The 22493-nt window shown below is 42.5% G+C and carries 16 protein-coding genes; 14 read left to right on the forward strand and 2 right to left on the reverse strand.

Going from position 1 to position 22493, the window contains the following annotated elements:
• Positions 1–162: 162 nt before the first annotated feature.
• Together BGP78_RS15315 and BGP78_RS15320 are read left to right on the forward strand one after the other, a co-directional pair.
• Entirely contained in the window at positions 163–798 is a 636-nt protein-coding gene (locus BGP78_RS15315) for a methylamine utilization protein (RefSeq protein ID WP_119862191.1), read from the forward strand.
• Complete coding sequence (locus BGP78_RS15320) at positions 788–2023, forward strand: hypothetical protein (protein ID WP_119862192.1); 1236 nt, start codon at positions 788–790, stop codon at positions 2021–2023. Before BGP78_RS15315 ends, BGP78_RS15320 begins: the two co-directional genes overlap by 11 nt.
• A 64-nt stretch (positions 2024–2087) precedes the next feature.
• Here the strand turns inward: BGP78_RS15320 and sthA are convergent, their stop codons facing one another.
• On the reverse strand, positions 2088–3524 hold the full coding sequence (gene sthA / locus BGP78_RS15325; protein ID WP_119862193.1) for a Si-specific NAD(P)(+) transhydrogenase: 1437 nt from the start codon (positions 3522–3524) through the stop codon (positions 2088–2090).
• Positions 3525–3566: 42 nt separating this feature from the next.
• Positions 3567–4703, reverse strand: a complete 1137-nt coding sequence (locus tag BGP78_RS15330; protein WP_119862194.1) for a fatty acid desaturase — start codon at positions 4701–4703, stop codon at positions 3567–3569.
• A 105-nt stretch (positions 4704–4808) separates the two neighbouring features.
• Between BGP78_RS15330 and fabR the strand changes: the two genes are divergently transcribed.
• The 12 genes from fabR to BGP78_RS15390 all read left to right on the forward strand — a co-directional run bounded on the left by fabR (position 4809) and on the right by BGP78_RS15390 (position 21733).
• On the forward strand, positions 4809–5414 hold the full coding sequence (gene fabR / locus BGP78_RS15335; RefSeq protein ID WP_119862195.1) for an HTH-type transcriptional repressor FabR: 606 nt from the start codon (positions 4809–4811) through the stop codon (positions 5412–5414).
• Positions 5415–5714: 300 nt separating this feature from the next.
• Entirely contained in the window at positions 5715–8999 is a 3285-nt protein-coding gene (locus tag BGP78_RS15340; protein WP_119862196.1) for a M4 family metallopeptidase, read from the forward strand.
• Between the two features lie 119 nt (positions 9000–9118).
• Positions 9119–11110 carry a Hint domain-containing protein gene (locus BGP78_RS15345; RefSeq protein ID WP_119862197.1) on the forward strand — a complete coding sequence of 664 codons (1992 nt, stop codon included), beginning with the start codon at positions 9119–9121 and terminating at the stop codon, positions 11108–11110.
• Between the two features lie 38 nt (positions 11111–11148).
• Entirely contained in the window at positions 11149–12399 is a 1251-nt protein-coding gene (locus tag BGP78_RS15350; protein WP_119862198.1) for a hypothetical protein, read from the forward strand.
• A 10-nt stretch (positions 12400–12409) separates the two neighbouring features.
• Positions 12410–13255, forward strand: a complete 846-nt coding sequence (locus tag BGP78_RS15355; protein WP_119862199.1) for a GEVED domain-containing protein — start codon at positions 12410–12412, stop codon at positions 13253–13255.
• 9 nt (positions 13256–13264) lie between these two features.
• The gene (locus BGP78_RS15360) at positions 13265–14737 is read left to right on the forward strand and encodes an internalin (RefSeq protein WP_119862200.1); all 1473 of its coding nucleotides are present in this window, start codon (positions 13265–13267) and stop codon (positions 14735–14737) included.
• Positions 14738–14797: 60 nt separating this feature from the next.
• The gene (locus BGP78_RS15365) at positions 14798–15859 is read left to right on the forward strand and encodes a hypothetical protein (protein WP_119862201.1); all 1062 of its coding nucleotides are present in this window, start codon (positions 14798–14800) and stop codon (positions 15857–15859) included.
• 496 nt (positions 15860–16355) lie between these two features.
• Positions 16356–17903 carry a 2-isopropylmalate synthase gene (gene leuA / locus BGP78_RS15370; protein ID WP_119862202.1) on the forward strand — a complete coding sequence of 516 codons (1548 nt, stop codon included), beginning with the start codon at positions 16356–16358 and terminating at the stop codon, positions 17901–17903.
• Complete coding sequence (leuB, locus tag BGP78_RS15375; RefSeq protein ID WP_119862203.1) at positions 17900–18976, forward strand: 3-isopropylmalate dehydrogenase; 1077 nt, start codon at positions 17900–17902, stop codon at positions 18974–18976. Before leuA ends, leuB begins: the two co-directional genes overlap by 4 nt.
• 56 nt (positions 18977–19032) lie before the next feature.
• Complete coding sequence (gene leuC, locus BGP78_RS15380; RefSeq protein ID WP_119862204.1) at positions 19033–20436, forward strand: 3-isopropylmalate dehydratase large subunit; 1404 nt, start codon at positions 19033–19035, stop codon at positions 20434–20436.
• Positions 20433–21032 (forward strand): 3-isopropylmalate dehydratase small subunit, encoded by a 600-nt coding sequence (leuD, locus tag BGP78_RS15385; protein ID WP_119862205.1) that lies wholly within the window; start codon positions 20433–20435, stop codon positions 21030–21032. The genes leuC and leuD overlap by 4 nt, the downstream gene beginning before the upstream one ends.
• Positions 21033–21139: 107 nt before the next feature.
• Complete coding sequence (locus tag BGP78_RS15390; protein WP_119862208.1) at positions 21140–21733, forward strand: hypothetical protein; 594 nt, start codon at positions 21140–21142, stop codon at positions 21731–21733.
• Positions 21734–22493: the final 760 nt, after the last annotated feature.

A 22493-nucleotide genomic window follows, 5' to 3' on the forward strand; every position in this document is an offset into this window, starting at 1 on the left:
ATACGTTGCTAGAAATAGTGGGTGAATAGGCTGCATACGTATTCATGGTGAATGATTAATTTGGTTAGACCGGTCTGTTTATATCTCTGTAAAAATGCGAGTTTTTGAGTAGGTAATCTATACTGAAAAACATACGGTTTAACATAGTATGATTGGTAAAAAATGAAAAAATTTATAGGGTTAGCATGCTTTTTTGGGTTTTCTTGTCAAGCCTTGGAAGTAACGGTGAAGGATACACTGGGTCAGCCGTTGGCTGGTGCCGCTGTTTGGTTAGAAGGTGATTTATGGCCCGTAGAACCCTCAACACTATTAAAAAAATATAATATGGGGCAAAAAGATCGTAATTTTATACCGCATGCGTTGATCATACCTCAAGGTGCACAGGTTGAGTTTCCTAACTTTGATTCTATTTTACATCATGTGTACTCATTTTCTGAGCCAAAAGCGTTTGAATTAAAGCTCTATCGCGATAAACCACAAGCCCCTATTAAGTTCACGCAATCTGGGGTGGTTGAATTAGGGTGTAATATTCATGACTGGATGTTGGGTTATATATTGGTGGTTAATTCGGGCGTGTATGGATTAACGGATAAACAAGGCAAGATTGATTTACCATTAAACCCTGAACAACTAGGCAGTGCAAACTTACATGTATGGCATGAGCGATTTGAGGATTTGGATAAACCAGAATCACAGGTACTGACAATTAAAGATGGGTCACAAAAAGTACAGTACCAGTTAAAGCAGCCTTTGCTTGAAAAGATCGACTTTTTAACGGACGAAACAGATGGATATTAAAAATGGCACGATATGGGCTCTGTGTTTATTGCCATGTCTGGCTTATCAAGCGAGTGCGTTTGAAGGGCAATTACATGGCACGGTAGAGATCAGTGCCCATGAACGCAGTGAACAAACATCATGGACTGCTGGTGGTTGGGGTATGAGCCGGTTTGGAAAACACAGTGATGGACTGAATGTGTCTAGGGCGACCCTCGAAGGAAGGCTTGATTTAAGCTCAGCTTGGTCGGGCCATGCTGTAGCGCAATATGTCCCCGATCCGAGTCATAAGTTGGGTTTTACAGAGGCATATTTAAGTTATCAACCTTTGGCAAAACGATATCAGTTTCGTTCTCGTATTGGTGCCTTTTACCCGCGTATGTCATTAGAGAATCCAGCGCTTGCTTGGTCATCTCCATACACCTACCAGTACTCAGCACTTAACGCATGGATTGGGGAAGAAGTTCGCATGTTTGGTGCAGAATTTGAGTTAAAACGCCCTGCGAGACGATTTCGTAGCAAATATGATGTGAGTTTTTTAGGGGCCATATATAAGGGAAATGATCCGGCTGGGACCTTACTTGCGTGGCGAGGTTTTGCGCCTCATGATAGGCAATCAGTGGTCAATGAGCGTATTCAATTTGCGCCATTATACGCATTAATGGCACCACAATTAGCACAGCAAGGGCAATTTGTAGAGCCGTTTAGTGAAGTGGATGGACGCTTTGGTTATTATTTAGGCACACATATTGAGTACTTAAAAAAGCATACGCTACGGTTATATTGGTATGATAACAACGGTGACCCCTCAGTACTTAATCAAAATACACGGCAATATGCATGGGATACGAAGTTCTGGAGTATTGCGTGGCGGAGTAAGTTGTCGAGTCAAACGCAATTCATTATGCAAGCGATGTTTGGTAATACTGCGATGGGAGAGCGTCGGGGTGTAGACAATGATTTTAATAGCTGGTTTGTGATGCTCAGCCATACTTGGCAGCGCTATCGGATCAGTACTCGCTTAGAGCAATCTAAAGTGATAGACAAAGATGTTTGGCAATTTGATCCAAATGCCAGTCAGACGAACGCTGTGACTGTTAATCTAAAGAAACAGCTTTCTACTCATTGGCAAGTCGGCGCAGAATGGCAATATCTAGATACACAGGCTTCGTTTAGACCTCCTGTAGGTCGAGATGAAAATACGTACGAAAACCTCTGGCGGCTCACTGCTAAATATCAATTCTAGAGTAATCAATGATCAATCTTAGCCGTGCTTAGGGGCGACTAAGATTGATCATGTGTGACTCATTTTAATCGCATAACCTATTTAAGCCATTGAGTGCCGCAACCCGGTATGCTTCTGCCATAGTTGGGTAATTAAATGTGGTATTAACGAAGTACTCTACGTTATTGCCGGGCCCTTTTTGTTCCATAATGGCTTGGCCAATGTGAACAATTTCAGAGGCTCGCTCCCCAAAGCAATGCACGCCTAATAGCTCTTTTGTTTCTGCGTGAAACAGCAGTTTTAAACTGCCAACTTCAGTGCCCGTAATTTGCGCTCGGGCGAGATGTTTGAATTGTGCACGGCCAACTTCATAGGGAATTTTTGCAGCAGTTAGCTCTTGCTCTGTTTTACCTACTGAACTCATTTCTGGAATCGTATAAATGCCAGCGGGTATATCAATAATGAGTTTATCAGCGCTATTGCCTTGCACAATCGCATCTGCGGCAATTCGACCCTGATCAAATGCAGCACTGGCTAGGCTGGGATACCCTATTACGTCGCCTACAGCATAGACGTTATCGAGTTCAGTTTGGTAATTTTCATTGACTTTAAGTTGACCTCGACCATCCGCTTTTAAACCAACAGCAGCAAGGTTTAGGTCATTGGTGTTACCCGTTCGACCATTGGCAAACAAGATACAATCTGCTTTTACACGTTTGCCTGATTGAAGATGTAAGATAACGCCTTCTTGGCTGCCTTCTACTTTAGAAAACTCTTCGTTGTGCCTGATCACAATACCACTGTTCCAAAAGTGATAACTTAACGCGTCAGATATCTCTGCATCCATAAAGGCAAGTAATCGATCTCGGGTATTAATTAAATCTACTTTTGCGCCAAGTCCTTTAAAGATTGACGCATATTCACAGCCAATTACCCCTGCACCATAAATAATGACCCGTTGAGGGTTATGTTTCAGGCTTAAAATAGTATCACTGTCGTACACACGAGGGTGACTGAAATCAACTTCTGGGGGACGATAGGGGCGAGAGCCAGTTGCAATAACGATGGTGTGTGCAGTGAGTAATTCTTGGGAGCCATCTTCATGTTGCACTTTGATGGTATGGGCATCGACAAAACTGGCATCACCTTGGTATAGGTGAATACGGTTGCGATCGTAAAAGCTACTGCGTAAATTCGACTGCTTAGAGATAACCGCGCTGGCGTGATTCAAAATATCTTGAAATGTATGACGTTGAGGTTTTTCGGTAAAGCGATATAGCGGGTTGGCTTTGTATTCGATAAGACGGCTAACTGAGTGGCGTAATGCTTTGGAAGGAATGGTACCCCAATGCACACAGCCACCACCAACTGCTCGTTGACGCTCAATCACCGCGACGCGCTTTTGACTCTTTGACAAGTTCATCGCTGCGCCTTCACCACCTGGGCCAGTCCCAATTATAATTGCATCATATTGATAATTTGGTGCTTGTGGGTTTTCAGGGGTTTGTTTGGGTTTAGTCACAGCCTCTCCTCAATCTGTCTCTTAAGAGGCTGTGAAATTTAGTTATAGACTAAATGACGGTTTTAACAGCCTCGCGTTTAATGCCAACCATGCTTGTTTTTGCTCGTGCCAAGCTGCTTCTAATTCTTGGTACTGTTTTGCGAGTGTTGATTTATCACACTGTTCGCGCATGGAGTCTTTTTTTGCTTCTAGTAATTCTTTTTGCACAGAGCAAAATGTTTGGAGCTTTTTTAGAAGCAATTCATACTCTTGTTGTAACAATGTAAGCTTATCTTGCGCTAAAGGCAATTTTGCTAAGCGAACTTTAGTTTTAATGAGCAAGGTTTCTGCTTTGGCTTTTTCAATGCGCTCTACAGGCGTACGTTTAAGTTTATACGCTAAACCCAAAGCTGCCATGGCACGGATCATCCATTTGGTGGGATCGTAATGATACCAGCGGATGCCATTGCGATAATCGCTGGCAAAAATATGATGGAAGTTATGATACCCTTCACCGTAAGTAAAGAGCGCTAAAAAGCCATTATCGCGCGCGGTGTTTTTTTCTGTGTAAGGGCGAGAGCCCCAAATATGCGCTAATGAATTAATGAAAAAAGTGAAATGTTGGCTCAGTACTAATCTCAGTAAACCAGCGAGTAGCATCATGGCAATGACATCACCCACTAATAGGCCAAGTAGTAAGGGAATGCCAATATTGGTTGCTAGCACGAGCTTTAGGTAGTGACGATGCTGGAACATCACGATTTTGTTGCGCTGTAAGTCTCGGGCATTACTGTAGTCACCATAGCTTTCGCCTTGATGGTCTCGTAACATCCACCCAATATGGCTATACCAAAAGCCATTTGTTGCAGCATAAGGGTCTTTCACTGGATCGTCGACTTGGCCATGATGAACTCGGTGGTCGCTACTCCAATGCAAGGCACTATTTTGTAATGCAAATGCTCCACCAATGGCGAATACCCATTGTACAGCAGGGTGTGTATCGTAGGCTTTGTGGGCCCACAAGCGGTGGTAACCAGCAGTAATTGATAATCCTGCATAGAACATACAAGCTGTGAATACAGCCCAATGCGTAGCAGTATAGCCATATTCATAGCCATACCAAGGCACTAATGTGATGGCTGCCAGAAAAGTCAGGCTAAAGAACAGCACATTTGTCCAAATAATCGGCGGTTTTTTCATTATTTAAATCTCAGCGTACACTTGTACGCTAAAATAGTATTTCATTCTGCTGCCGTCAAGTATTAGACTCTACAATGTTTGATCTAATTATATATGGAATGAAAAATGTCAGGTGTTCGTGCACAGCAAAAACAAAAAACTCGACAAGCACTTATCGAGGCCGCTTTTAATCAGTTAAGCGCTGAACATAGCTTTTCCAATATAAGTTTACGAGAAGTGGCACGTGAAGCAGGAATAGCACCGACTTCTTTTTATCGACATTTTAAAGACATGAATGAATTGGGCTTGACCATGGTTGATGAAGCGGGTCTGACGCTGCGTCAATTAATGCGTCAAGCCAGACGTCGTATTGCCAGTGGGGGGAGCGTGATTAACACCTCAGTGCAGACATTCATGGAGTTTATTGATACATCCAGCAACCAATTTCGTCTTTTATTACGTGAACGTTCTGGGACATCGAAAGCGTTTCGTGCCGCCGTGGCACGCGAAATTAAGCACTTTACCTTGGAATTAGCGCATTATTTAGAAACCGAAACGCCATGTGATAAACATCACGCATATATGCAAGCAGAGGCAATGGTGATCTTGGTGTTTAATGCGGGGGCCGATGCATTAGACCAAGATAGTCAGCAATTAGAAGAGCTAACAGAGCGATTAGTATGGCAGCTTCGTTACATTGCAAGAGGGTCTGCACATTATGGTAGTCATTAACTGTATTTTACTTTCAATAATTTTTTATAGTTCATTGTAATTAATTAAAAAAATATTGGCGTTAGTACTTTTTTGGTACGTATTTATCATATTTTCGCCAGATTTTCCCTCTAACACTAATGTTAATTTTTTGTTTTATTCTAACTCACTGATATCAATGTGTTGATTGCTTTTTGAGCCGATATAAGACTTTTTTGTTATTTGATTGTTAATTTTGATCCCTTACTCTAAATAGAATATTTACACTTTTGGTCCGTGGCAATTAAAAAATTCTAAAATGGGTACATCAAGGGAGTCGGAATGAAAAAACGGTTGTGGTTAACATTAAGCGGTTTGATGGGAGTGGCGTTGAACAGTCATGCCATCGAACAGTATTCTTTAGTCAATGAAAGTCATGTGTGGCCTAAAATACAAGCGCACCTTCTAAAGCCTAACACTGTGAGACGTGTTACTGGCAAGTCAACACTTAATGCACAGCTCAAAGTTAATTATCGAGCTGTCAAGACAAGAGGTGACAGCAGCCGCTATCAGCACTACCAAGTCTATCTTGGTGATATTCCAGTACTAGACAATAGATTTGTTTTATTAGTCGATAAGGCTGGGAATGTTGAACAAGGTTTAGGCAATGTATTGCTTGCAGAGAAAGACTTTAGTATCCCGCGCCCAGCGTCATTCACACTTAGTACTCAACAAACAACAGAAAAACTGGTTCATCGTTTACGCACTGATGGCGTTGCGTTTGTGAGTGAGCCGAAACTGAGCAAAGCATTTATTTTAAATGATGATGGTTTGCAAGCAGTGTTTGTTGCAAACGTAATCACCCCCTCAGACCGTGTTAATTTTATCGTTGATGCGCAAAGCTTTAAAGTTTTACGCCAAGAAAGCGATATTGATGGGTTCTCAGCTCAGCAAGGCTTTGTTGCCGGTGGCGGTATAGGTGGCAATGAAAAATTAGGTGCTATTTGTTATTCTCCTGCGCCTGCAAGTATGCAGAACTGCTTATCCTATAAATTCGACCCATCAGATTCAGCTGCATCTGAATTAACCTTTTCAGACCCCCAAGCACATTTGTTTTCTGACTTCTCTGGATACCCTTTCGTGGTGTCAAAACAGCAAGGGGTATGTACGCTAGAGAACCCGTACGTCAAAACTATCGACTATTTAGCAGATAAAACACGCGCATCAAGTTATCAATGCGGGGACAACAATGAGCACTTTGAGCGGACAACTGTGGATAATCAATATTATGATTATTTTAGTTATTCAGGTGTGAATGAAGCCCATTTTAATGCGGGCTTAGTGATGCAGTATTACCATAAGCTATTGACTGAAATATATCCTAGCCAACAAACTCAGTGTAACCCGCAGGGGTTCTGTCTAAAGCAATTGGTGCAAAATGTGGGAAATAATACCCATGGTAATTCACAGGCGAACTGGGATGACACCTATGTAAACTATGGTACTGGTAACTACGGTGGTACGCACTATTACCATACAACCTTAGATATTGTGTCGCATGAAGCAAGCCACGCGGTGACATATTGGAATAGTCAACTTAATGCTAATGGGCAAGATGGTGCTTTGAATGAGGCATTTTCAGATATTGCCAGTATTGCGGTGTTTGATTATTTATCGCAGAACGTGTCAGGTTCTTACAAAAGCTCGAGTGCTTTTAATCGTAAATCGTTAGACAGTGACACAAACCACAGAGGCAATCGGAAGTGGTGGTTTGGTTGGGATGTATTGTATGAGGACACTGGTGCGCGATATTTTGCTATGCCATCTTGGGATGGTAAAAGTATTGATCATTTTAAATCATATAATCCAAGCCAATCAATTTACGAAACCGCGGGTGTATTTAGAAAAGCGTTTTATGAGTTAGTTAAAACTCAAAATTGGTCTATTCAAGATGCGTTTAAACTCTTCCTACGTGCTAACATCAATTGTTTCTTCAAAGGTATATCCGTTCAAGATGCGGGGATGTGTTTGCTTGATCAGGCGAGCCATTTTAGTCATATAGGCAGTGTAAACGAAGTCAAACAGCAAATAGATACGACTCTACATTCGGTGGGTATTATTGCGCAAAATAGTCAATTGTCGACACTCGATTTCGACGGCTCTATTCAATATGACGTTGTAAGTTATACGGTAAGCTCTGTTCCAGCAAATCAAATCAAAGCCATTACTGTTGAGTGGGGGGATGGAACAATTGAGCGTTGGCAAAACAATAGCGCCTCTGCAATTCATGCATTTTTACAGCGAGAACGCTTAGTAAATACTGACGACTTAATCCGGTTTAAACTGGCCGTGTTAAAAACTGACAACACTGAATTGGTCGGGTACAGACATTATTATAGTCGAGCGGTGCAAGCTGCGTGCCCGCCAGTACAGGCTCAAGGGCAATCTAGTTTGTCTTCGATTACGGTGAATGATCAGCAAATACCATTAAACACTCAGCCATATCAAAGTGTGCTAACTGACACGCATGTGTTAAATAAACACGTTCAGCAAGTGATTAAGTTTGATAGTTCGCTCAATGGTAAGTTGGTGTCGGTACTATTAGATAATAACCGAGATGGCTTGTTCTCAGAAAGTGAAATGATGGTATCCAATCAAACCATCAATAATGGGCAAGTTAAATTTAAGCTCAAAGATAGTACCTCAGCGGGTATTGGGTTAATGCGGGTTTCATTGGGCGGACAATATGCATTTTATGATACGTGTGGTTATGTGAAGTCGTCACAGGTAGTTGATTTAAAAGCGAGGATAGAGATACCAGAGTTGCCACTTGAAGCGGGTTTTACATACCAAATCTCTGCCGATAACCGCGTTACATTTACCAATACCTCACAAGTTAATGCCATTAGGCAGCCTAGTTATACATGGCGTTTTGGTTTCGATAACCAAGGAAGTTCAAAAGAGCAACCTAATGAGGTGCAATACCCACTTGTGGATGGAAGTTATACCGTCTATTTACGCGTTGATTATCAAGATGGTAGTGGTCATTTTGATGAACTTTCGCAGCAAATTACTTTGAGTGCTCCTGCACAATGTGAAATCGGTATAAATAACCAAGCTAATGCACAAACAATTTATATCGATGAAATGCACCTTTGGACCTCGATTCATTCACGCCATTTTAATGCAGGCTCTGCGGGCACCAATGGCAATGGCTATGTGAAGCATCAAACTAATCTAGAGTTTGAAGATAGCCTTGAGTTGAATGTTGATATCCGCAGTAATGTACTTGATGAAGGCACAATTGATAATTTATTGAGTCGTGATAACCGTGATGTGCGTTTTACAATTTGGCTCGATGGAGACCGTGATGAGTCATTTCAAGTCGGTGAAGCGAATTACTACGATGTGAATAGTAATTACACTAAAGACTGCCGTAATGGTGAGTGCCGTATTAAAGCCAGTCAGTCTATTCGCCTACCATGGATCTCGTGGTGGAAAAGTAGGAAATATGTGCTGCGAGCACGTTTAGAAGAGCACCCAACCGTAGAACATGGTGGCGATGGATGTCGCAACTTTGATTATGGCGAAGTTGAAGATATTGAATTCACAGTCAACGGCAGTTAATCCACCCATTTAGTTTTTAACCAACTTACAGCAGTAAGGTCCTCATATCAAAGATATGAGGACCCTGGGCATGTGCTCAAAATTCAATTTGATTAGTTACAAAATAATAAGGAAAAGTGATGAAAGTCCTCAGTTTATCAATTGCGCTTGCACTAGGGAGTGCGTCTATCTCAGCGTATGCAACTCAATCAGAGTTAAGTACACAAACCGCTGCACCTTTCAATATTGCTCAAGGGTTTGAAAAAGCCAATTTAGCCGATAAAAGCAACAACCAAGCTTTAAAAGACAGGTTAAATAAATATGGTTTAAACAAGCATAATAGGCCGCACTTGTTTTCTCTCATAAGTAAACAGTTAAACAAAGGCTATCAAGTTGATACACAGTTAAGTCAAAAGATGACTGATGTCAATGCGACGGTTTGTGATGCACATCACACGAGTCTTTGTACTTTTTTCAAGCATATGGGTTATGAAGTGTTAACTAAGCCGGGCACAAACGAAGAACATTTGGTTATATCTGCTTTAAATAGTGAAATTACGGCGACCGATTATACCTTTATTGATATTACGCTTGTCGATGAGAAAGGCTCAGCACTAACCTTATCACGTTATGCCGAGTACTTCGGAGATGGGACTGAAAATAAGCGGAAATCAATTTATTCCTCGGCGAAGGTGGCGGATGTTCTCGCTAAGTTAAAAACCGTTGAGCGAGTGTATGCAGATGCTTGGGTGACGGTGGTAACAACTGATGCCAGTGGTAATGAAGTCGTTGAAGATCGCAACTCCAAAGTGGAATATTCTAAAGATGCAATACTTGCACTACTCGGATATGTTGCCCCTGAATTTTCATCAAAAGCAGAGCTAAGTACAGATAAAGTGGCAGACAGTAGCATTTTGTTTGGTAATAGTGTCTCAATAGTACACCCGAAAGATGTGCGCTCTAAAGCTGGTGCGACTATACCAGACCAAAAAATAATTGTGTGTTTGAATCGCAATTATGGTGATTGTGATTATGAAAATATTTACCCAGTCAATACGCCAAATGATCAATTGAAACTAAAGATTCCATTTGTGGGTGAGTATGTAATGCGCGGTAAAGTTTCACGCATATATAGACCAGATTGGACGGTGCTAGATATTCAAGAAAACGGTGATGGCACTACAAAATTGATTCCTGGAGGGAAAATTGATAAGCCAGTTATTGTTGACTTTGGCACAAATATCTTTGTGCAAACTAAAGAGGGTGGTGGTGCATCAACGATTTCTGGGCATCAATATACTGACATTAAAAACTTTTTCGCGGACAGTTTAAATATTGAATATATTGGTACAGGAAGAAGCACTAAAACCAAAATTTCGTGGAATATTCCGCGTAACCAAGGCGTTTTTGGTGATGCTTCATTATATGGTCGGTACCAAGATGCTAACTGGATCATGAACCTTGCATTAGATAATCAAATAAGGCCAGGACAAGCACCAAGACCAGAGGTACATGTGATTGGATCATCTGGACACAATTCATCTTGGGAAAAAACAGATTACCCACAAATGCAAGTAGTATATAGCTGTTTGGCAGAAGGTAGCCTGATAGCACTGCCTGGAGGTAAGCAATTACCGATAGAAATGTTACAAGTAGGTGACACTGTTGTGGGGGCTAGTCAATTTAATCCAGCGCAACGCTTAGACCTTGAGATTTCTGACATCTCAATTGGGGTTGAAGCGATTCCAATGATCCAACTTACCACGCGTGAGGGGAAGAAGTTACTGTTAACTGAGTCTCACCCAGTCATTACTCAGTCAGGTAAATCAGTTTGGGCAAAAGACTTAGAGTTAGGTGAGCGTATTCATACTAAGGGTAAAACAGAATTCATTACCAAAATAGATGAAGTAAAGTTTGACGGAAAGGTTTACAACTTGCGCTTGAAACGTAGCAAACGCGATGATGTTCAAATAGAGGGTGAAACATTCAGTATGTTTGCCAATGGCATCCAAGTCGGTGATCTAGGTATGCAAAGTGATAATGAGTTTAAGAATGAAGTTGAAACGCAACAAGATGTCTTAAATCGTTTGCCAGAACCTTGGCACAAAGATTACCTAAATAGCATTCGATAAATGATGGCGGCCCTACGGGGCCGTACAAGGAGGACATTATGAAAGTTTTTGTTTATACCCCTATATTATTGGCACTGATGAGTACATCAAGTTTTGCTGCAACCATGGTCCCATCATTTGATAAAGCGACGGATGTAACTATCTCATCTGAAGGAACTGATAATGTTGATACGGTACCACTGGGGACGGCATATAAAAGTAAAGGCAATGTATTTCTTGGCTTGCAGTCGGTTATAGGGGCTGAAGTTGAAGATTTAGGTAACTCTAAAATCGACTTTAGAGTCGGTGTTGATTTAGGTTATGAGCAGGCGTTAAAGCTGATCGATGGTAAAGTGGATGCAGGCTTTAAGTTTCCTGCGGTACGGGTTGATGCAGGTGCGAATTATGCTAAAGACATCAGTGCTGATAAGTATACCGGTACTTATACGGTTTATTCATCGGTAAAACCCAAAGCGCGCATGTTAATGCCGTCTTCGACGACAGGGTACCTGCCAACACAGGCCGCGCTAGACTTAGCTGTGGCACAGCCCGGCAATAAAGCGAAGAATCTAGGCGATGGATTTGTGCATGGGTTTGCTTATGGGTCTAATGTTGTGATCAATATGAAGATTGATTATCGCAACGAATCAGATAAGCGGACCATTGGCGGGTATTTAAGTGTTGACTGGATCGGTAAAGTGAAGGTGGATGGTAAATTACAGAAATTAGATGACAGTAAACGTCAGTCGATAAAGATTTCTGTGAGTGGTTATCAAAGTGGTGGCGATCCTAATCGTCTATTAAGCATTATCCCTAATGGCATTATGCGCTGTACGTTATTAAACCCAGAACCTTGCTTCGCATTATTTGAATCGGCTGTTAAATACCTTAAAACAGACTACATCAATCAGTTTAACTCGCTAGATGATTATAACGTGACAGAGACCTACTTAGCTGATTACCAAGATTCTGGCCCGCAGTTACAACAACTTGTGCCTGCTCAGGGTTACGTTGCGGTTAATTACCTAACAAAGTTAGTGGTAAAAGAATTAACCAGTCGCTGGATTGAAGAGCGCCTTACCTATCGTAGAGCGAAAAATTTACAGCGTTACTACGCATCACAGTTTTCTACCTCTGAACTAGAACAACTTCGCGAAATTGAGACATCAAGCCGCAGTAATGCAAATTTATTTGCCGACATGGTGGATTATTGTGAGCAAAATCCTGAAGGCAATTACTGTATTGAGTATGAGGCACAAAACCTCAGTTATTACCGAGATTACAGCAGCTTTAGTGCAGTTTTAAAATAAGGATATGACCATGATAAAACAATTATTAGCAGCATCGTCTGTGTTGTGCGTTGCATCAAGTGCACTGGCAAACACGGAGCTTGAACAGACTGCAAATTACAATGAATTAGGCGATTTACTCACGGCTTCGCAGGCACAAGGTCGTTTCGCATGGCTAGAAAAGTGTTACGACGGTTTGTTAGTGGAAGTGTGGGAGCGCGCGTTCGACACCACGCAAATTATCAGTAAAGAAGAGAAGCTAAACCAGCTTAAAGCGCTATGGCTTTCTCCGCAGCGCCTTGCACAAGGCAAAGCACAATACCTGACATTTGCGAATACTGACTTTACCAACCCTTATGATTGGCATGCTGGTAATAGTGCGACAGATGCCTGTAGCACTATGCCGCCAGAATATGTGCCTGTTGCATTAAAAACGACGATATTGGCCCATCAATACTGCGAAAATGCTGCATTTGATAATGAGTGGGAATGGGTATCTAAAGTATCCATTGATAACTTTACTCATGAATCAGTCGGCCGAGACTACACGGCGGTATCTGGCAAAGTTGTGACTCTGCCTGCTGGTCGTACGGTATCAATGACTATTACTCCTGGAAACAAAGAACCTGATTACCCATCATTTGTTGCCGCGAGGGTATGGATTGATTGGGACCAAAATGGACAGTTCTCAACATCTGAGATGGTGTTTAAGTCAGCATCAGACGGCATATTCAAATTTGCAGTCAATGTGCCTGCAGAGCAGTTAGATGGTGTGACGTTAATGCGCGTAGCGACAGATGCAGGCGGGGGCTCTGATGATGCGTGTAACCGTATTCATTATGGTGAAGTTGAAGACTACCTGGTGACAATTCGTTAAGGACTAATTATGAAACCATTATATTCTACAGTGCTCCTACTGAGCATGGCTAGTCACTACGCACTAGCAAAAGCACCAAGCGTAGATAATCAAGTGTCTACGAATTCAGGCTCTACCATTTCCGGGTTGATCAATGATCACGTGGCGATTGGCACGGCGTATGATAGTCAGACGAATCGATTTTTGAATGTACAGCCGATAGCGGGCCGTGTGGATGAAACTTTTGGTAACACAGAAGTTAAGTTTAAAACGGGCATCGACATGAGCTATGACGACTTGCTGAGCACATTAAATGGCAGTGTCGATATTGATGTAAACTTTCCCGTGGTACGTGTATCAGCGGGTGCATCATTAGCAAAAGAGATGGCCTCAAGTACTTACTCTAGTTCATATACATTCAGTGCAACCAGTACCCCGAAGAAACGATTGTTTTTACCTGAGGACAGCAACATAGGTTATACCTTATCGCCCGCAGGAAGCGAAATTGCGAATAAACATCAAGCCCGTTTACAGCAATTAGCTGGGGATGAGTTTGTCAGCGGTATTGAGTATGGCGCCAATATTATGGTGAACCTAAAAATCGATTACGGCAGTAACCGTGACAAGTCTGAAATTGGTGGATACCTTGATGTGGATTTATATGGTGGCATATTCAACGTGGGTGGTCAGTTAAAATACCTACAAGACGATACCAAATCATCGGTGAAGATCACGGTGCGCGCTATTCAGCATGGGGGCGACCCAAAACAGTTACTGAGCATTATTCCGAATAATATCATTACGTGTTCACTGGATAATCCCAAGCCATGTTTTGATATGTTTTATGAGGCTGTTAAGTATTCTAAAGATGGTTTTAGAGCACAGTTAAACTCACTAAGTGACTATAACGTGGTGAGGTATTATACGACACGTTATGACAGTGCCTCTTTAGCTGTGAGACCTTTGGTAGCCAATTATCAACCCGTTAGAAATGCGACTAAGTGGCTGATCAGTGAGCTTGAAGATGATTTTAAACAAGCGGTACTTGATGAGCAACGTGCAACAAGCCTATTGACCAGCTATTACGCCTATTTACCTGACTCTCAGAGTAATGCAGTAGAGCAAATTCAAAAGCTGGCATATGACAATGCATGGTTCTTATTCAATGCAGCGCAATTTTGTCGTGACAATCCATTTGGTACGTCATGCGAGGTTGAAGTTCAAAAAATGAGAGATGATTGTACTCGCCGCGGCAAAACGTGCCCTGCAGGTTATGATGTAACGCAACTACAATTGCCTTCTTCAGACAGACTTGACTGGAAGCAGTGTGAGCTCGCACGTCAAGAAGCCGTAAGAGCAGGTGTGATTGCTGAAGATGAGAGTGTTAAATATCGCAATATGCGCTGGGCACCTACTTTTATAAATGCCAAAACCCCAGCGGTTGGTATTCTAAACTGGCGTTTGTGTGAAGGTGCATTAAGCACGTATGGCACAGCGTTTTAATCTGACTACTAACAATTTTGGGCCAAAGTGAATGGCTTTGGCCCATGCTAAGGAGTAGGCATGAGAATATTAGTGAGCCTATTAATACTGTGTTGTTCATTTAGTGTGTTTTCCCAGCGTTATTATACTGAGTCGTATACTCAAGCCGATTTGGGGAGAGGCTTTAACCAGCAGTCGCATACCCCTGATGCTAAATGTGTAACAGGGCAAGTCCGTTATCATAGCGCAATGTCAGGTGAGCTTGACTATTTACAGCGGTTAAATGCAACGCAAGTGCGTCGCAGAACGTTTGGTGAAGTGCATGGCGGTGTTAACTTATTTATTATTGCTGGCAGTGTTTCTACATCGATCACTCACCGTAATTCGACCGATAAATTGAGCTTAACGTCACAATTGCACCTGAAATTCGATGAAGGGTATAGCACGTTGGAAAATCGCCAGGTAGTGGCAGGGTATGAAAATAACGACTGTGGTAATTCGTTTATATATCAGCTTGATTATGGCCGAGATGTGTTTATCAATACCCGATTACATTTTCGCTCAGAGGCTGACTACAAACGTTTTGTAACGAAAATTAAGATACGGTTACTCTTTTTCAAAAAAACGATCACCAAGGTCAAGCTAATAGAGAAGTATGCAGCGAATGCGGTATTAAGTATTGACGCGAATTCAAGCGCGCCTTTACCAGCAGAATTAACCAGCTTGCTGAATAACAATACACAGCATTGTCGAGGGAGTGATATTACGCCATGTTTAACGACGTTGCAGCGTTTGTCTGATTATGTTTTTGGAAACTCAGGGTTGGCCAAAGACCTAAAATTAATGGAGAAGGCTCCAAGAGGGATTACAACACGTTCCTATGAAGAGTCAGGTCACTATGCTTTACAGAGCCAGAGTATAAAAACTGAACCGCAATATGACTTTATCTGGCAAAAAATAGAAAGTCGATATGGTGCAGCCGTTAGGCGTTTAGAGCGAGCGAGGGCATTTTTGGCGATTGCAAATGACGGTGAACTTGACGCTGCGCAATTGGAAGTAGAGCGAGCGACCATTTTGTTAAGTGACATGGAAGGTATTCGCAGTGTATGTATGACATCTCCTTGGTTAGCACAATGCTCATAAGTAAATAATATCAGGCGGCGAAGGTGGCAGTGCCACCTCTTTATAGTCTTCTACTACACAATTTTATTGCTGACTTGTTTATTCATGAGTGCAGGAGGTCGTGCACAAACCTCATGCTCATTCGTAACAAATAGGTAAAAAGTTATTCTAATCAGGCATGGGTGAGATGATTGGTTTTTAATCCTGAACTTCTCAGGTTTTTTGTTTTTTATATTCTATATATCGTGCGTTTTTGAATTTTTTAGTCTATAACCTTGCGTTTCAATCATTGTTTTTGGAATTTTTATTCTTGCATTACGGTGTTCCAACATGATAAAACATAATTAATCCATCAACAGGACGACTTTGCTCAATGAAAAAAATAACACGTTTGTCACTACTGCTTAACCTCTTACTTATTAAATGTAAGAGCGGGGTGTAGTGCGCGCAACTGAGCAACTACTTTTCAACCCCGCACATTGCGGGGTTTTTTATTTTTTGGGCCGAGGAACAGGGTATGCAGGATAAAGTTTGGATTTTCGATACGACATTGCGAGATGGTGAACAAGCGTTAAAGGCCAGTCTCACTGAAGATGATAAGTTACAACTTGCGCATGCGATCAGCCGATTAAATGTGGATGTTATGGAAGTTGGGTTTCCAGTATCGAGCCCGGCTGACTTCAGAGCTGTGCAGCGCATTGCGACCGAAGTACGTAATCCGGTTATTTGTGGTTTGGCACGCGCTGTAAGCAAAGATATTGAGGCGTGTGGCGAGGCATTACGCCCTGCTGAGCGCGGTCGTATTCATACTTTTATTGCTACCAGCCCTTTGCACCTTGAGCATAAGCTACGTATGAGCTTAGACGATGCGACAACCATGGCAGTTAAATCAATTAAATTAGCGCGTAACTATACTGATGACGTGGAGTTTTCGTGTGAAGATGCGGGGCGTACGCCACATGCAGATTTATGCCGTATTGTAGAATCGGCGATTAACGCGGGTGCATCAACCATTAATTTACCAGACACCGTAGGGTATGTTACGCCTGATGAATACTCTGCCATGATCCGTCATTTAATGAACCATGTGCCGAACATAGATAAAGCACGGTTAAGTGTGCATTGTCACAATGATTTAGGCTTGGCGGTCGCCAACTCTGTAGCCGCGGTACAGGCGGGTGCAAGACAAATCGAATGTACCATTAATGGTATTGGAGAGCGCGCAGGTAATTGTTCATTAGAAGAAGTGGCCATGATCATGAAGATGCGCCAAGACTACCTAAAAGTACATACCGATATTCGCAGTGAGGAAATCTACCGAGCATCTCGCCAAGTTGCAAAAATTTGTAATATGTCGGTGCAGCCAAACAAAGCGATTGTGGGGGAAAATGCGTTTGCTCACAGCTCAGGGATCCACCAAGATGGCGTTTTAAAAGCGCAGAATACTTATGAAATCATGTCACCAGAAAGTGTGGGTGTGCCAAACAATCAACTAAATATGACCTCTCGTTCAGGCCGCCATGTCATAGAGCATCGTTTATCTGAATTGGGTTATCAAAAATCTGATTACGATATGGATAGCTTATACACGAGCTTTTTAGCATTAGCAGACCAAAAGGGCACCGTGTATGACTATGATCTTGAGGCGATGATCCACTTTAATCAAATGGATGATGAGGACGACCAATTTAAACTTGAATTTGTTAACTCAACATCTAATTCACAGTCGGTTGCCAGCTCTACCATTGGTATGACGGTCGCTGGACAATCCAAGCAAGAAGCGGCAACAGGTAATGGGCCAGTAGAGGCCTCTTTTTTAGCCATTGAGCGAATTATTGGGATGTCTGTTGAAGTCATTGAATACAACTTAGATGCGACCGGTCAGGGGGCAAGCTCGCTGGGACAAGTCGATATCATCGCAAAATATAACGGACGGCAATATCACGGTGCAGGTCTTGCTGCTGATGTTGTTGAAGCATCGGTACGGGCTATGGTCCGTGTTTATAATCTTATTAACAGAGCGCAAAAAGTCTCTGATTTGAAACAACAAAGGAAAGCAGGATGAGCCAAGCAAGTTACCAAGTTGCCGTATTAGCCGGAGATGGCATTGGCCCAGAAGTCATGGCCGCAGCAGATAGAGTACTCGATGCGGTGAGTGAAAAATTTGACTTCACCTTAAATCGTCAAACCCACGCCATTGGCGGTGCCGCCATTGATGAATGCGGTGAAGCATTACCTGAAGCAACGCTTAAAGCGTGTGAAGCTGCAGATGCTATTTTGTTTGGTTCGGTTGGTGGGCCAAAGTGGGAGCACTTACCCCCGAGCGAGCAACCGGAGCGTGCTTCTTTATTACCGCTACGTAAACATTTTGGCTTGTTTTGTAATTTACGTCCTGCACAACTCTTACCCGCATTAAGTGGTGCATCTCCATTACGTGCAGATATTAGTGAGCAAGGCTTTGATATTCTGTGTGTGCGAGAGTTAACCGGTGGAATTTATTTTGGTGAAAAAGGCCGAGAAGGGGAAGGAGAGCACGAAGCGGCATTTGATACCCAGCGTTATTCTCGTAAAGAGATAGAGCGGATTGCGCGTTTCGCATTTGAAGCTGCAAAATTACGCAGCAGCCATGTGACCTCGGTAGATAAGGCGAATGTTTTGGCATCGAGCGTGCTATGGCGTGAAGTGGTCACTGAAGTGAGTAAAGATTACCCCGAAGTACAACTAGATTATATTTATGTTGATAACGCGGCGATGCAGCTCGTAAAACAGCCAAGTCAGTTTGATGTGCTGCTATGCGATAACTTATTTGGCGATATCTTATCTGATGAGTGCGCCATGATCACAGGCTCCATGGGTTTACTGCCTTCTGCAAGCTTAAATCAATCAGGATTTGGTTTATATGAGCCTGCTGGTGGCTCTGCGCCGGATATTGCCGGTAAAGGCATTGCTAACCCAATAGCGCAAATTCTAAGTGCCGCCTTAATGTTACGTTATTCGCTAGGCCAAGATGAAGCTGCCCGTGCAATAGAAAAGGCCGTTGCTGAGGCTGTTGCAGCAGGTGTCGGTACACCGGACATATACCCTGAGGGTGGTTACACCACGCAAGATGTGGCACAAGCCATCGTATCGCGAATTTAATTGCAACCAATGCGGTGATTTCCGTCAGGTTACCGCTTTATTTGAGGATGTAGCACGTGGCTCAAACCTTATATGACAAAATTTGGCAATCGCATGTGGTTGCACAGATCAACAAACAAACAGACTTACTCTATATAGACAGACATTTAGTCCATGAAGTAACGTCACCGCAAGCGTTCTCAGGCTTACGCGAGAAAAACCGTCCGGTGCGTTGCCCTGAAAAAACCTTCGCAACAATGGATCACAATGTTTCCACTAAAAGCCGATCTTTAGATGCCGCCAGTGAAGTATCAAAAAATCAGTTAATGGCTCTTGCCGAAAACTGCAAAGAGTTTGGCATTGTGCTATATGACTTAAATTCGATAAACCAAGGGATTGTCCATGTTATGGGCCCTGAACAAGGGATCACTTTGCCTGGCACGACCATTGTTTGTGGTGACAGCCACACCTCTACCCATGGCGCGTTTGGCGCGTTGGCACATGGTATTGGCACTTCTGAGGTTGAGCACGTATTAGCAACGCAAACTTTACAGCAAAAAAAAGCTAAATCGTTAAAGGTACAGATCAACGGCGTATTGCGTCCAACCGTGACAGCAAAAGATTTGATCATGGCAGTCATTGGTGTGTTAGGGACTGCTGGTGGCACAGGCTATGTGGCTGAATTTTGCGGGGAAGGTATTGAAGCCTTGTCGATGGAAGCGAGAATGACGTTGTGCAACATGAGTATTGAAATGGGTGCTAAGGCGGGTTTAATTGCACCAGACGATACCACGTATGCATATTTAAAAGGTCGTCCATTTGCCCCTAGTGAAGAAGAGTTTGAAGCAGCTGTGTCATATTGGCGTACGCTTCACTCTGATGAAGGGGCGCAATTTGATAGAGTGGTTGAGCTGAATGCGCAAGACATTCAGCCTCAAGTGACGTGGGGCACCAGCCCAGAACAGGTGATTGGTATTGATGAAGTTGTCCCTAACCCTGAGCAAGAGAGCGATTTAATTAAAGCAGATGCTATTCGCAGTGCTTTGCAGTACATGGGGCTTGAAGCTGGGCAAAAATTAACAGATGCAAAAGTAGATACAGTATTTATTGGTTCATGTACTAATAGCCGTATTGAAGATTTACGGGCTGCGGCCTCCGTGGTTGCAGGTAAAACAGTTGCGCACGGTGTTGAAGCTTTGATAGTGCCGGGATCAGGCTTGGTTAAACAGCAAGCTGAGCAAGAAGGTCTTGCAGAGATTTTCAAAGCGGCGGGTTTTGAGTGGCGAGAACCTGGTTGTTCAATGTGTTTGGCAATGAATGATGACAAACTAGGTGCTGGTAAGCGGTGTGCCTCAACGTCAAACCGAAACTTTGAAGGGCGACAAGGTCGTGGTGGGCGTACACACTTGGTCAGTCCAGCGATGGCGGCCGCGGCGGCCATTGCTGGTCACTTCACGGATATAAGAGGGGAGATATCATGAGCACATATCACCAAGGGCTGTTAGCACCACTGGATAAAAATAACGTCGATACCGATCAGATCATTCCTAAGCAGTTTTTGACATCGACGAGCCGTGATGGTTTTGATAAAGCGCTTTTTTATGATTGGCGCTATTTAGACGATGGTGCCCCTAACCCTGATTTTGTTTTAAATCGAGCCTGCTATAAAGGTGCATCAATTTTGCTAACCCGTGATAACTTTGGCTGCGGCTCCTCTCGAGAGCATGCACCATGGGCACTAAAACAATATGGTTTCAGTATTATACTCGCTGAAAGCTTTGCCGATATTTTCTTTAATAACTGTGGTAACAATCAAATGCTCTGTATTGCGCTAGAGGCTGACACGTTAGAGTCGTTATTCGTAATTGCTGAACAACATGATGATATTCAAATTGAAGTGGACTTGGTGCAACAACAGTTACGCAGCCCTTATTTTGATGCAATTAACTTTGAAGTTCGCGCAGACATTAAAGCACGACTATTAAGTGGCTTAGACTTTATTGGCGAAACTGAGCAGTTAAATGAGGCGATTAATGCATTTGAGCATACATTGAGGTCAGAACGTCCTTGGCAGTAATACTACTTTAAGCGGCCCATCATATCGCGCGGTGAGTTAAGCGCATTTAATTGCAAACAACCAAAGGGCTAGCTACCCTTTGGTTTTTAATTTTTGGGAACATTACTATGAAATTTGTGGTTGCAACAGCGCTGTCCTTAGTGAGCAGTGTGGCTTTCGCTCGTCCTGCACCTTTGGTCTCTATTCCTTCTCATGACGCATTCTTTGATAATATCGCAGCACACTGTGGTAAAGCGTATGAAGGAAAAATCACCGTTGATAATGTAACGGGTCCAAATTCATTTGCAGGCAAAAAGCTAGTAATGCATGTACGTCGATGTAATGAACGTGAATTGCAAGTGCCTTTTCATGTCGGTAGCGATGCGTCACGGACTTGGTTGATCACTAAAACAGGCAGTGGCTTAAGTCTTAAACATGACCATCGTCATAAAGATGGGACCGATGATGATTCAACCATGTATGGTGGCCACACAATCGATGCAGGTTTTGCGAATGTACAGTCGTTCCCTGCCGATCAGTATTCAAAAGAGTCTTTTGCTCGTCAAGGGATCCCTCAATCAATGGGGAATACTTGGCAAATGTACATATATGATGAAAAGTTTACTTATCGACTTGTACGTGAAGGTCGTGAGTTTAGAGTAGATTTTGACTTAACGAAGCCAATCACGGTCCCAAGTGCACCGTGGGGTTATAAAGATTAAATCATAAGTCATTGATTGAAAGGTAGGTAAAGCGCCATTCTCTGCCTTTCATTTAACCTGTCATATGGATGAGGTGAAAAGGTGCCGTAAGGCGTATGATTTATCATAGTAATCTGTAGGTTGTGTTCAGCCTTCTTGTTTCAAAAGATGCTGCTTGGTCTTTAAAATAACGTTTCTGAGTGTTTTTTGAACGTAAAAGTGTCATAAATGGTCATTTCGACACGTTTTTATCATTAAATAGTGTTTTTATCACTTTTCTTCAAATAAACGCTTGCGCTTTTTATCCATCTCCCTATAATGCGACCCCACTGACACGGAGCAACACGCTGAAAAGCAAACTGAAACGAGTCAGCGTCAAGTAAAACTTAGTTTAGCTTTTCACTTAAGAAAATGTTTAAAATTAAGTGTTGACAAAAAAATAGGAAAGCGTAACATGCGCAGCCCTAGCGAGATAAAGCAAAGCGCTTAATCATCGCAACGTTCTTTAAAAATATGAAGCAATCATCTGTGTGGGCACTCGTACAGATTGAGTTCTAACAGCGAACCTTCTTTCTTAGATTGAAGCGACGCAAAAAAATTAGAGTCTCAATTGATTTTCTCTTAGGAGAAACTGAGTGACCAACGGAAACAAGTTTACTTGTTTCAGCACAGTCAATTCGATTTCGAAAGAAATCAAAATCAGAATTCAATGAGCACGAAACACTTTCTAGTAAAGGGTTTCAACAAAACTTTTAATTGAAGAGTTTGATCATGGCTCAGA

This window comes from Pseudoalteromonas sp. MSK9-3 (assembly GCF_003590335.1).
Classification (GTDB): Bacteria; Pseudomonadota; Gammaproteobacteria; order Enterobacterales; family Alteromonadaceae; genus Pseudoalteromonas.